Source organism: Paenibacillus sp. NPDC057967, assembly GCF_042887015.1.
In the GTDB taxonomy this organism is placed as follows: Bacteria; Bacillota; Bacilli; order Paenibacillales; family Paenibacillaceae; genus Pristimantibacillus.
Map to the genome: position 1 here is coordinate 143722 of NZ_JBHVQB010000012.1, position 12859 is coordinate 156580.

Sequence of the window (12859 nt, forward strand, 5' to 3'; positions counted from 1 at the left end):
CGCCTAGCGGCAAGGGGGTATTGCTCTTTATAAGAGACGAATAGGGGTACCTATTCGTGTTCAGTTACGGGTTCAGATGCAGGTTCAGATGCAGGCTCGGATGCGGGTTCGGATTCAGGAGTGAATTCAAGTTCAAATTCAGGTGCAGATTCAACTGCAGGCTCGGATACGAATTCGGATGCTCCCTCCACAGCGGCGGGCGGACTTTCCCAGACCTCCTGGATTTGACCCGCTACATGGTTCCAAGTGAAGTGGTCCTCTACCAGCTTGCGCCCATGCAAGCCCATCTGGCGGGCGTTGTTGACATTGGACAGCATGCTGTTCAGATTGGAAGCATATTCGGCCGGGTCCTCCGGATTCTGGATGATGATGCCATTGTTGCCGCGGATAATCTCCGGGTTGCCCCCTCTGGCTGTCGTAATAAGCGGCAGCCCCGCTGCCATAGCTTCATAGTGAACGCGTGCCAGCGGCTCCTCCCAGATCGATGTGCAGACGAAGACGTCAGCGGCGCAAAACCATTTGTGAACCTCGCTTGCCTGTACATACCCCGTTGTCATAACCGGGATCGGCGACTTCTCCGCGAGCGCCCGCAGATAAGCGATATAATCGCTAATCCGGTCGTCGCTATACCAAGCCGCGCCCACAATGACGAGTACTGCGTCTGAATGCCGCAGATTGGACATCGCTCTGACCAATACGTGAGGCCCCTTGTTGCGCGACAGCCTGCCGACGAACAAAATCACCTTTTTGTTGCCCAGTTTATGCTGGTCGCGGATACTGTCCCGATCTCTTTGCGCCGCCTGCGACTGCTTCCACGGAGCGAACTTCGACAGATCGACACCGGAATACACTGTGCGTATCTTAGACTCCGCCTGCGGATAGTCCTTGCAGATCGCCGCACCGATATAATTACTGATCGTGATGATAGTTTCGACGCGCTCTATGATGGCGTCTCCCTCTACCTTGTTCAGCTTCAGCGGATTGAACATGTCGTTGTGCATGCTCAGCACAATACGCGCATTCGGCTTTACGGAAGCAACGGGAAGCACCAATTTGGGACGGTTGAAAATATGAATCAGATCGTATTCCTCCGTGCTCGCTTCCAGGTACGGGATCACATTGCTCATATAGATATCAAGGACACCCTGGGAGTCAAACCGAAGATAGCGTATTCCGTTCACCGTCTCCTCTTCCGGCAGTTCAGGATCTTCTCGCCCGATAACGGTAATCTTATGACCGCGGCTCAGCAAAGGAACGACGCCACCGATATAAGTTTGAATGGCTCCACCCCGTATATTAGGCACCGGAAGCTTCTCTGTGCATATCAATAATATATTCATGGCTTACTCTCCCTTAACACTTCGCTTCTCCGGTAAGCGAGGATATAGGCTTTGACCTTAGCCTTCTTATACGATGTTCTTTGAGCAGCGAATGTTCCTTTGCCGATGGCGCCTTTTTTCTTCTTGGACGAAGGTGCTTGCACCGATTTTTTCTTGCCGGCCGGCTTCTCCGGTACCATGAGCTTTCTTGCGGCTCTTCTGGCAGGTTCTGTTCTCAGCCTGCGAATATCCTCCTCGGTCGGCCGTTTCACATGCGAGCGGGAGATTCTGTCGTCCTTCGGCGCCTGAGGGACCAATGCCTTCGAAGACTTCTTCCCTTTAGCCAGTTTTTCCGAGACAGGTTTCAGAGCTTTTACAGCTTTTGCAGCTTTTCCAGCTTTTGCAGCTTTTCCAGGCTTTAGAGCTTTGGCAGCTTTTCCAGGCTTCAGAGCTTTCGCAGCTTTCTCTTTCTTTGGCTTGACGTCCAGCGGAAGGTAGTAAACCGGCTCCTCGGACTTCCGTTTCTTCTGTTTGCGACGTCCCTTTTTCTCATCACGAAGCTTCTTTGACGGCTTGTTGTAGACTGGCTCGGTTTCGCCCTTCGACCGTTTGCCTTTCCGGAAATCTCCCGGTTCTGCTCCAGGCTTCAGCAGGATACCCTTGCCATCCGGCCCCACAACGAGACGGATAATGTTGGACTCGCTGCGGGTCCGCTCCAGCGGACGTCCGCCTTCCACGCGCCGACCCTTCTTCGCGTAATCCCGGTACGTGTACGGCTGGCTTGGCGCTGTGACGATCTCCGTGTAGTCGCCTTCCGGATACTTGGCTTTATCTTTCTCCAGCTCGCGCAGCACTTCCCACTTGTTTGTCTCCGTTGCGATGACGCGATCCAGTATCGGGCCGAGCTCCGTGTCCATAAATTCGACAGGGCGGAACACCACTTCTTTTACATGCTTATAAAATTCGTTCGGAAACGCCATATCGATCCATAATAGCTCGAATGTCTCACGATCCAGCGGGTTGGCGCGATGATACGCGTCAATTACGCCGCGAATCCATGCCAGATCCCATGCTCCCATATCATCCATCGTGCTGGTAATGATTTTGCGAAGATCACGGATCGGCAAGTCGAACGCCACACCGTCCAGATCAATGACCCAAATGCCGCCCGGCCCCATCTGGCCATTAGACCAGCCATAGTCCTGGTGAGCGAGCCCCCAGTGCGGCTCTCCTTTACGAATCATTTTTTGATACGACGACTCCTGAAACTTGGTGAAAATCTCTTTTGCCTGATTCTCGAATGTGTCCAATACCGAGAGCAATTGCGGACTTGCCGCCGCATCGGGGTAAGCCTTTGCGATATGGCGGAACCAGCCGATCTTCGTCATGATCTTCTGATATTGGCTCTCCCACTTGAATATACGGGTAGACTTCCCCGCCTCCAGCGGAGGCACATACCCTTTCGACCACTTGTGAAACTCCCCGAGTCCATGACAGAGCGTCTGCGCGCCTTCCAGATCGATCTTGGCGACGGGTGTCAGCGTGTCAATCCAATCGGTCACAATCCACAGCTTTCCGCCAGCTACGACAGAGTTTTTGCCATCCTTGGTCAAAATAATGCCGGGAACCCGCGCGCCCTGCTTCACCACATACTCTTGTGCGCCTACACTGAACAAGCTTCTTGCGGGCGTACGGTGAAGCACCTTCAGACTGCGGGTTCCGTGATTGGTGTCGATGCGCCAGATTGCGCCTCCTTTATCCGGCTTGGAGGTAATAAGCGTCATGCCTCTGACGTCCATGTTATACGACTTGCATACCAGATAAGCGAGCTTCTCCAGCTCGGGTGGAACGTATTGCTCTAAGTTCAGACCGGAAGATTCTTCTGCCACCATGTCATCCCATGGTACGATTTGATACTGTTCCAACTAAGCAACCTCCACTCTTTTGCGGTAAATATGAAGTTCTATTATGTATATGTTTACTAGAAATTAATGGATAGGTATACAAGTGGAGATTTGTGCGCGGGCGGGCGGTTTGGGTGAATGCCGAGATGGCCAATTCTATCAAATCAAAAAGAAGACTGCCCCGGCAGTTCTTCGCCTGGGCAGTCCCTTATGTCTTTATTTAGTTCTTTTCAATTAAATGCAGCAGATTGAGCAGCAGACTGGCGCTTTGCGCCCGCGTGCCTTGGCCTTCCGGCTTGAAGGTCTGGGACGGGAAGCCCTGCATCAGGTCTAACCTATGTGCCGCGGCGATCGCTTGCTGTGCCCAGATCGGCGCGGATGCCGTATCGCTGAACGGCGTTTTGCCGTATTCTCCGACTGCTTCTTCGCTTTTTAAGGAATAAGCGCGTACAATCATCGCCGCCATCTCTTGACGGCTAACTGAAGCGTTCGGCTTGAACAAGCCGTCGCCTACGCCGTTCACGATCCCTGCTTTCACGGCCAGATTGACCGCGTTCGCATACCAAGCATCAGCGGCCACATCGGTGAAAGCAGCTGTCGCTTCCCCTTGCAGGCCTAACGCACGCACAAGCAAAGCGGCAAATTCAGCTCGCGTGACAGCTCGCTCCGGCGCAAAACGTTCCGACGCTACGCCTTCAATAATATGCCTCGCCGACAATTCCATAATGCCGGCTGCAGCCCAGTGACCGCTTGCCACATCAAGGAAGGACTTGCGGTATTCCAGGAGCGCATATTGTCCTGGCGCGCTGATGGAGGCCATCAGCCATTCTCCGCTGCGCTGGCTGCCCAGGTAAGTCAATTCGCCTTGACCGGATAGACGGTACACGCCGAGCAAGCGACCATCCGCCTGAGCGCTTGGCATCAGGGCGATGGATACAGCCTGCTGGAATTGTCCAATCGTTGTTTTCTTGCCATCCGGTTCTATGACGGCGAATGATAGCGCCAGCACCTCGCCCGACAGTCCAAGCTCGGCGGCAGCCTGCTCTTCCGCTGCATCAAGCAGCGATTCAGCCGCTGTCTTAGCCAAGCGCTCAACCGTGAGCGTAATCTTGCTTTGCTCCAGCTGCTGCTCCGGCAGCTTGCCCGCGAGCTCCTTCAGCCATGCGGAAGGCAGCGTGACGCGAAGATTACCCGCTTCCACGACGACATCCGATGCTCCTGCGAGCTGTGCCGCATGACCCGGAAGAATCAGCTCTTCCAGCGGCACATCGGTACGAATCACGATCTCGCCCGAGGAAGTGCCTTGCAGCTGCTCCGGCTTCACTTCTACCCGGCCCGGCTTATCCGTCGGCTCCGGCGATGGCTCAGGGCCTGGCGTTACCGGCGTTGTCGGCTTTGTCTTCTTCACAATTTCGAAGGTATCGACCAGATCGCCATCTATACTAGTCGCCGTAATGACGATTTTATCGCCTGCAATCTCCACTGCCGTATACAGGTTTTTGTCCTCGTCATAAACGAACTCCTGCCATGGCCGCTCCGTAAGCGCGTAGAACTTCGGTCCCGTAGAGCCGCCCACGACGTAGCGGGTGCCCTCGCCTTCCTTGGCAATCTCTCCGCCTTTCATCGGGAACGTGCGCAGATAGATATGGTCATGACCGTTCATGACCAGGTCGACTTCGTACTTATCGAAGACCGGTACCCAATACTTTTGCACATTCGTATTGGCATAAATGCTGCCGTAAGGGCCTTGATGGAATACGATAACCTTCCACTTTTTCTTCGTGGCGGCCAGATCCTTCTCCAGCCACTTCGCCTGTTCCTTGAAGGCTTCCTCCGACATTTCCGTATTCATCATGACAAAATGCACATTTTTCATATCAAAAGAATAGCTGCTGCCCTTCGCTGCATCCGCCCCGTTCTGCGGATTGTAGAAATGGGCCAAGTAATCGCCGTTGCCGTTCGTGCCAGTCACCTCATGGTTGCCGACTACCGTCTGCAGCGTGTACTTCAAGAAGAGCTCCTGCGCGGCGCCAAACCACATATTCCATTGCTCCTGCTCATGGCCATGGTCGACCATATCGCCTGCATGAATAAGCAATTCCGCATTCGGCATATGCTCCACCGCCTTGGTCAAGGACTTGCCCCAATCATCAAAGCCTGCCTGATTGGAAGCCTGGGAGTCACCCAGGAACAGGAACTTCACTCCATCTCCCGATGCCGGGGACGTACGGAATTCTCCTTGCGCGCTGACGTGGCTCTCGCCGTCGCCTACACGATAGACATAAGCCGTATCCGGCTTAAGTCCGGTCAACTGCGCGCGATGTACGCGGTAAGTACCGTCATTGTTCGTATTGTACAGGCTGTTTGTGCCCTCCGTTTGTTTCACCAGGTCCCCGTCAAATCCGGCGAAGCCTTCCTTCTCCGCCAACTCGACAACTGACACCAACACATCAGGATGCGTCTGCCAAGCGACATATCTGGAGGTAGAAGCGTTCTCGCCTACCGAGACGTTGATATTAACCGGCGCGGCCGTATGCGCAGGCGGCGCTACGACAAAGGACATAATGGGGCTGTAGCTGTCGCCTTGCTTGGCCTGAAGCTTATATGTGCCCTCCGCCAAAGTGACGCCAGCCGTCGTAAGCTGACCTTCCGCATTGGATAGGGCCTCTTTCACTTCAGCTCCGTTCAGCAGCAAGACCGCATCGCGGACCGGCTTGCCGCCATCTGTAATCGTGAATGCCGCTGGATATCCAAGCGCGATATCGGCATGATTCCACAGCAGCTTCAGCTTGTTCTTGACGATCGTCTCCAGAGGCGGACCGTAAAACGGCTTCGCGGTACCGTCGCCCTCTACCATTACGATAGAACCGGAAACGAACTGAATGTCATGCTGGCGCGTTACCTCACTGCCTTTGGCCTGCTCAAGGCCGATTGGACCGATCACATCGCTCTTCACCGTATAACGGATGGTCGCCGCCACATCGTTGTCCTTCAATGAAGCGGATGGCAGATTGGCGAACACAAGACGTACTGTTCCCTGCTCCGCATTCACCGTAGAGCTCAACTGGGCTTCGCCTAGCTTCTGCCCCCGTACCACTTCCAGTCCCTGCACGATTGCAGGGTCAAATTTGAATTCCGCATGGCCACTCTTCAGCTTGGCAGCCGATTCAATGGTTACCGGAATTTCGTACGTTCCTCCTGCAAACACTTCCTCCGGCGTCTCATACAAATATTGCGGAGAGCCCAGATTCACGTTAAAGTACCATTCCTTAATGGTCTGGTTGCCGCTCAAATCCCGAATCGCTACCTTCGCTTTATGACGGCCTTCGGCAAGCGGCTCGGTCGGCGTATAGGTGATCAAGCCTTTCGGCGGATACAAGCCATGCTTGACGGGCTGATCATCCAAATACACCCTGATCTTGTCGGGATCGATCAGTGTTGTTGCCGGATGCTGGGCGGGATCATAGCCGACATCCTCGCCGATGACGCTAATCGTCGGATGAGCTTCTCTGACGGTCGTATTCGGCGCCGGAGCCATTTCCTTCAGCACCGGAGGCTCAATATCCTCGCCCGCGGTGGAACCGTAGATCGCGCGAATCTGGTCGACGTAGATGGCGCCGGCATCCTTCTTCGCATTGTTCGTCTCCATATAGCGAACCGGCATATCAATCGTGAACGGCTCTGACTTGCCCGTCGGGACAGCGGCCTCGACGTACTTCCATCCCGTCCAGTTAACGCCTGTGACCTGATCGGTAAAGTCGAGCGGAATCGCCGCGTTGTTACCGTCTCTCATCTGCATGCGGAGCCAGTGTGTCTTGCCGTCGCCGTACACCCACATGCCGATTTTCTGTGGATAGCCCGGCACCTGAATCCGGTCATCGACCGACTTGGCCTGCAAGTAAGCGCCGGAAGTACCCGTTTTGCCTGTAAAATCGTACGATAATTTCAATGCTGTATCGCCAAAACGGACGAAGTCGGGATTGCTTTCTTCCGCAATGTCGACGTTATTGAAAGCTGCGCCCGCAGCGATGTAAGCCGACAGTCCGTTCTCAAAACCCTCCAGAACAACTGGCGGGATGCCTACGCTGACGTTCATAACAGCCTCCAGATCACCGTAAGACACGATAATCCGGCCGGATTGTCCGTTGCTCTCTGTAGCGGTGAATACGCCGCGCTCGTCTACCGCACCAACATCGCCTTCTACTCGCCACTCAAAGCTGTCGTTGCTCGCTTGAATCACTTGACCGTCACGAGTCGCAACAACCTTCAGCGTCTCAACTGCTGCGGACTCATAGGTTTTCGTCTCATCAGGGAAGACGAGTGCCGTCAGCTTGTCGACCACCTCAATGGCTGCCGAGCCTTGTACGCCTCCCACTTGCACGTTGATGCTGCCTTCCGCCGCCTTCTCCCCGGCTGTAAACATTCCGTCAGCCGAGATGCTTCCAAGCGCAGCCTCTACCTCCCACGCCAATGCGCCATTCACAGCTGCGGGATGCCCGTTCGCATCCATGCCCTTCGCCGTGAACGGGAAGGAGGAGCCTGCGAGAATCCGCTCCGCGCCCGGCCGCACCGCCAAGCTTGCCGCACTGCCCAGCTCTGGCGCCTTGTTGACCAGCAGCAGACTGTTGCCTGTCTTGCGCTCACCGCCGTCGGACGGCGTGTTCATCACTTTCACCGCCGACTCGCCCGGCAGCTTCGCAACCAGCGTCGACGAACCGCCGCCGTCCAGGTTCATAGCCTGCACGACACCCAAATCAGCCAGCATGGCGGCGAGTTCCTCTGTCTCTACGCCTTCGCTAAAGCCCGGCTGTCTGCCGTCAATCTCGAACAGGACGATCGATCCGTCCGCCTTGGTTCCGATTGCTGTCCGTGGATGAACACCCGCCGGGCCGACGCCGTTCTGTACGACGCCGTCCTTGATCAGCGGACCCATGCCGCCGATCGCCACTTGAACATCGCTCCACTCGTCGCTCAGTGCAAACTCGGCCGATATTTCATCGCCGGGATTCAGGCCCGCGAGCAAGCTGCGCGCACTGCCCGATGCGGACAATACCGCCTTTCCTTCTTCGAGAGGCGCATTGCCTTGATTCTGACGAACGGCTTCAACTTTAAGCAAAAGCGTGGAGCCGTGCTTCACTTCTCCATCAGCGATTTCAAGCACAACCTCATCGCCGTCATTCCCTGTCATCGTCGACGTATAATAATCTGTCGTATAAAGGACAAGCTGATTATCGCTGCGGAAACGGTTAATGTGCGACAGCGGAGAAGCTGTGCCGTTAATCGACACCGTCTTGGTCAGCTGAGGCGTTCCGTATATGGACGAGCCGTCCGCCTTCAAGCCAAAGGCGTAACTGCTCACTGCGCTGTTCAAGATACGGCCTTCGCCCATGAACAAACCGTTCGGAACCCCTGTTGCGTTGCCGCTAATCTCATAAAAGTCGCCGTTAATGCCGGCGATAACGCGATTGCCAGGCTGATCCGCATAAGCGGCCATCGCCGTGACACCTTCCATGCCGCGCACCTTGCCGGACTTCGTTCCGGCGATTAGGCCCAAATTGGCATTGGCAGGATCGAATTCTACGAAATGCGCTTTCTGTGTCCCTCTTGCTGTCTGCATGTCATACCAGGTGTAAGCTGCTCCCGGCGCCAGCTCTGTTCGGCGTACGTCGATGACTTGGCCGAATCCGGTGCTCGGCGGGTCCATAACGCCGGCCGAGACGGCCGGTGCCAGCACCGAAAGGAGCATCATGACGGCCAGAATCAGACTGGCGACACGCTGTCGTGTTTTCATTGCTGCATTCCTCCAAACTACGTTTTTTTATCGCATTCACAGCGATTATATTTGTAATTTTATTTCACAATCAATGATTTATGACGAAATAAAACATTATCTTAATATAGACCCTATCATTTTCATTTTTCTTTACAAAGAAATAATAGAATCGACAACGAATCGTCATATCGCGGCTTTCGACACTGACGAACGTCTCTCCACGACGACTCATGTCGTCATCGCTCAACGCAAAAAAGCCGACTCGACAGCAATCGAATCGGCTCGGCTCACAGGATGTTTTAATCCCTACCCTATAATGCTAGAATGACAGCCCGCTTAACCAGCCCTACAAGAACACAAAAAATCGCCTTTCCCCTGCTGGGCAGGAGGCCGGCGATCTTCTTCACATTCTGCCTGTTGGCAGCCATTGCTTAGAACGGATTAATGACATGGAAAAATACATTAGGCGAAGCCATGCGGTAGTAGTAGCTGCACCAGCCAGCGCCTTTATTGTTGAAGCGGTTGGTCGTGCTGTAGAGCAAGCGTTCCTGCTCCAGCTCTTCGATCCGCTCAATGCGGCCATCCACATAATCGAGGATACGCATGCTTGCCGTATCCAGACGGTTGATAACGCCGCCGTAACGGATATCGATAACTTCCCAGCCGAATACTTTGAACATGCTCAGCCATTGCGCGCGATGGGCAGCGCGCAGCTCCGATACCGCCTTCGAGATAAGCGGCAGCGTTTCGTTCGCAATGCGCTTCAGCGTCTCTTTGTCACCTGCATCATAAGCGCGCTTCAGCTCGATGCCGATCTCGCTCTTCACCTTCAGCACAGCCGCAAGCTTCTGCGGCACCTCAAACAGATAGTCCAGCTCCGCTTCCGGATTGCGGCGCGATGCGATCTTCTGTTCGACGCCAGCGTAGTGCTCATTTATTGTAAGGCCTTCGATCTGCTTGTCGAACAGGCCGAGCAGAACGTCTTGATACAACAGGAACTTCGACGGGTTGCTTTGCTTCTGGTTGTTCGGCTCCGCCCCCGGTGTCTCATCCAGATACTTCAACTGCAAATACGTGTCGCCATCGATGCCTGTGCAGAATTTGACGCGCTCCGCCACTACGTCCATATCCGGCGAGCCTTCCGTATAAGCATGCTCCGCATACAGCTGCAAGCCGAGGAATGCGATGTACGGATTGCTCTCCATGCCGTCGTCGCCCCACATCGTAGCGTATACTTCGTTGATACCTTCTTTTTTACAGACGGTCAATGCCGTGTCTGTAGCAGGCAAAGACAAGCCGTAGTTGACGCCGAATGTATTGAACACCCATACCGCGCCTGCGAACACCAGATTGTTGCCGAGCGGACGATGCTTGGCAATCAGAGTCTCGTAATCTTGGCTGTCGACATGGTTGTAGTCCCAATACACCATATCGACATCCTTCGGAATGCGGCTTGCCATCTCTTCCGGAATTTGCGTCTCATGACCATAATAGTCTTCGCCATTCGACGAAGCCAGCTTCAGGAACATGTCGCTCCACATGAGCGATTTCAGACCAAGGCGCCGTGTTATGGCAAGCACCTTGTCCAAATGCTGCGTCATAATATCGAAACGGCTGATATGGCCGTTATGGTCCAGGAATTTGCCGCGGCCAAGCTCTTCCGCCTCGTCCATACCGATATGGATTTTTTTGCTGCGGAATGGCGCCGTGACGCTCTTAATCATATTTTCAACCAAAAGGTCCGTTTTCTCCGATCCAACCAGAAGTGCGCCCTTCGTATCCTTGTATTCCTTCACCGGCTCCCACTTCAGGAACTCCTCCAGATGCGCAAGCGTCTGGATGCTAGGGAAGGCTTCGATACCGAATTGGTCAGCGTAATCGTCGATCTCCTTCAGCTCCGCAGCGGAGTAGCGTCCGCGCATGTAGCCGAAGTACGGCTCTCCTTCGATCTCATACGTATCTTCCATATACAACATCACTGTATTCAGGCCCATCAGCGCCATCTTGCGAAGCATGAACTTGAACGCTCCTACGGTCAGCACACCATTGCGGGACAAGTCAAACATCGGTCCGATCGTATCGAATTGCTGCGTCTCGCTCAGCTCGAACGCCTCTCCTGCACTGCCCTTCTGCACCAGCAATCCGAGTCCCCGGAAAAATTGATGTTTTTCCGCATAGCGAATATATGCCTGATCACCCTGCAAGCCTACTTGAAGCTCCTTCTCAGAAGGCTCGACGGATACGACAATACCGCCCTCTGCTTCCGTTACGCCCATATCCTTAAGCAGCAGCTCGATGCCGGAGCGCAGCTCTGCCGTATTGCCCTGAAACTGCAATTTCATCTAATGTTCCTCCTAAGAGTGATTGAATCGTTCATATATATGTATATTACATCAAAACGAATGATCGAATCCATCATGAAAAAGTGACAAAATAAAGCGGAAACTATCAATCTTCTTGCAGTTGACTTACCCATCATGCCTCATTGACGCCGCTATCTGTTGCTTTCAAAGCCGCTCTATGGCTAATTGTCACTGATTACATCAGCTGATCTAACATCTCATTGCCTCAGTTCATCATAACGGGCCTGTTATTGAGCATTCGGCATGGACAATAAAAAAAGCTTGCGCCAACTCGATATATAAAGTCGGCACAAGCTTCGCTTTTCGTTAGATATTCAAATGCGGAATGACAAACCCGCCGTAAGCAAAGGCCGCAACAATGACCAATGCGGGATGAATCTTGCGTATTTGCATGGCCCAGAATGCCACTGCGGCAATGATAAGCGACTGAATCCACCCGATGGAAGCGATCGCGCTCTCTCCCATCTGCCAGGTCAGCACCAGCATCAGAATGGCGATGACCGGCTGGATCAGCAGCGTCATCCCTTTCACAACGGGCGACTGGCGATGCTTGCGCAGTACGCCAAGCAATATAATTAGCGCCACAGCGGAGGGGATGATCGTGGCTGCCAAAGCGACGAACAATCCGATCCAGCCGCCTACATCATAGCCGACAAAGGCAGCCATCTTCGTCGCGATCGGCCCCGGCAGCGCATTCCCCAGCGCGAGAATGTTGGAAAATTCCGACGGCGTCGTCCACGCATAATTGGTCACGACCTCCTGGTACATGAGCGGAATGGATGCCGGCCCCCCGCCATACCCTAACACATTCGCGACAAAGAAACCGAGCAGCAGACGCCACCACTCAATCCATTCCATGCGTAGCGTCTCCCTTCTCCTTCAAGCGGGTCTCTTGTTCCCTCTTCTCCTGTCGCGCCTCGCGCCTCCGCTTCCAAGTCTCGGCCATTCTCATATGGAAAGCGCCATACACGAGAAATATCATAATGACGATAGCGGGATGTAGCTGGACCAGTTGAAGCAGGACGAAGGACAGCACAAAAAAAGCGCCGCCTGCCCATTTGCCCAGCCCCTTCACCGCCCGTTCGCCGAATTCGTAAGCCATCATCGCCAGCATAACGGCAATGACTGGAATAACAGCGCCGATCATGCCCTGAATAAACGCCGATCCGCTTAGCCACTGCACCGCTGACAGCAGGGCAAGCATCGCAATCGTAGACGGGACAATATGAGCCAGCACGGAGACGACCGCACCCGCCGTTCCTTTCAACCGGTAGCCCAGATAAGCGGCCATCTTCGTCGCGATCGGACCCGGCAGCGCGTTCGCAAGCGCCAATATTTCGCCAAACTCCTCGTCGTCAATCCATTTGTACTGCGTGACCGCTTCGTAGCGGATCAGCGGAATGACTGACGGTCCGCCGCCATATCCCAGCACGCCCGTCTTGATCATCGCCCAGCTAAGCTGTACATACGGATTGCCTTCGGCCCTGTTCTCTCCCATAA

The 12859-nt window shown here is 54.3% G+C and carries 6 protein-coding genes; all 6 read right to left on the reverse strand.

The genetic code is table 11. The features are described 5' to 3' along the window. Nucleotides 1–50: 50 nt before the first annotated feature. Complete coding sequence (locus ACFVSO_RS26215; protein WP_387479678.1) at nucleotides 51–1340, reverse strand: glycosyltransferase family 4 protein; 1290 nt, start codon at nucleotides 1338–1340, stop codon at nucleotides 51–53. Further along, nucleotides 1337–3244 carry a CotS family spore coat protein gene (locus ACFVSO_RS26220; protein WP_387479679.1) on the reverse strand — a complete coding sequence of 636 codons (1908 nt, stop codon included), beginning with the start codon at nucleotides 3242–3244 and terminating at the stop codon, nucleotides 1337–1339. The genes ACFVSO_RS26215 and ACFVSO_RS26220 overlap by 4 nt, the downstream gene beginning before the upstream one ends. 199 nt (nucleotides 3245–3443) lie before the next feature. After that, nucleotides 3444–9014 carry a phosphodiester glycosidase family protein gene (locus ACFVSO_RS26225; RefSeq protein WP_387479680.1) on the reverse strand — a complete coding sequence of 1857 codons (5571 nt, stop codon included), beginning with the start codon at nucleotides 9012–9014 and terminating at the stop codon, nucleotides 3444–3446. Nucleotides 9015–9427: 413 nt separating this feature from the next. After that, a complete protein-coding gene (locus tag ACFVSO_RS26230) occupies nucleotides 9428–11338 on the reverse strand; it encodes a beta-N-acetylhexosaminidase (protein ID WP_387479681.1) in 1911 nt (636 codons plus the stop codon). 327 nt (nucleotides 11339–11665) lie between these two features. After that, complete coding sequence (gene chrA, locus ACFVSO_RS26235; protein WP_387479682.1) at nucleotides 11666–12217, reverse strand: chromate efflux transporter ChrA; 552 nt, start codon at nucleotides 12215–12217, stop codon at nucleotides 11666–11668. Beyond that, nucleotides 12204–12857 carry a chromate efflux transporter ChrB gene (gene chrB / locus ACFVSO_RS26240; RefSeq protein ID WP_387479683.1) on the reverse strand — a complete coding sequence of 218 codons (654 nt, stop codon included), beginning with the start codon at nucleotides 12855–12857 and terminating at the stop codon, nucleotides 12204–12206. The genes chrA and chrB overlap by 14 nt, the downstream gene beginning before the upstream one ends. Nucleotides 12858–12859: the final 2 nt, after the last annotated feature.

Bases quoted from the DNA above. Each gene is read 5' to 3' on its own strand.
- ACFVSO_RS26230 (WP_387479681.1), bottom strand. From the start codon at position 11,338: ATGAAATTGCAGTTTCAGGGCAATACGGCAGAGCTGCGCTCCGGCATC.
- ACFVSO_RS26215 (WP_387479678.1), bottom strand. From the start codon at position 1,340: ATGAATATATTATTGATATGCACAGAGAAGCTTCCGGTGCCTAATATA.
- ACFVSO_RS26225 (WP_387479680.1), bottom strand. From the start codon at position 9,014: ATGAAAACACGACAGCGTGTCGCCAGTCTGATTCTGGCCGTCATGATG.
- chrA (WP_387479682.1), bottom strand. From the start codon at position 12,217: ATGGAATGGATTGAGTGGTGGCGTCTGCTGCTCGGTTTCTTTGTCGCG.
- chrB (WP_387479683.1), bottom strand. From the start codon at position 12,857: ATGGGAGAGAACAGGGCCGAAGGCAATCCGTATGTACAGCTTAGCTGG.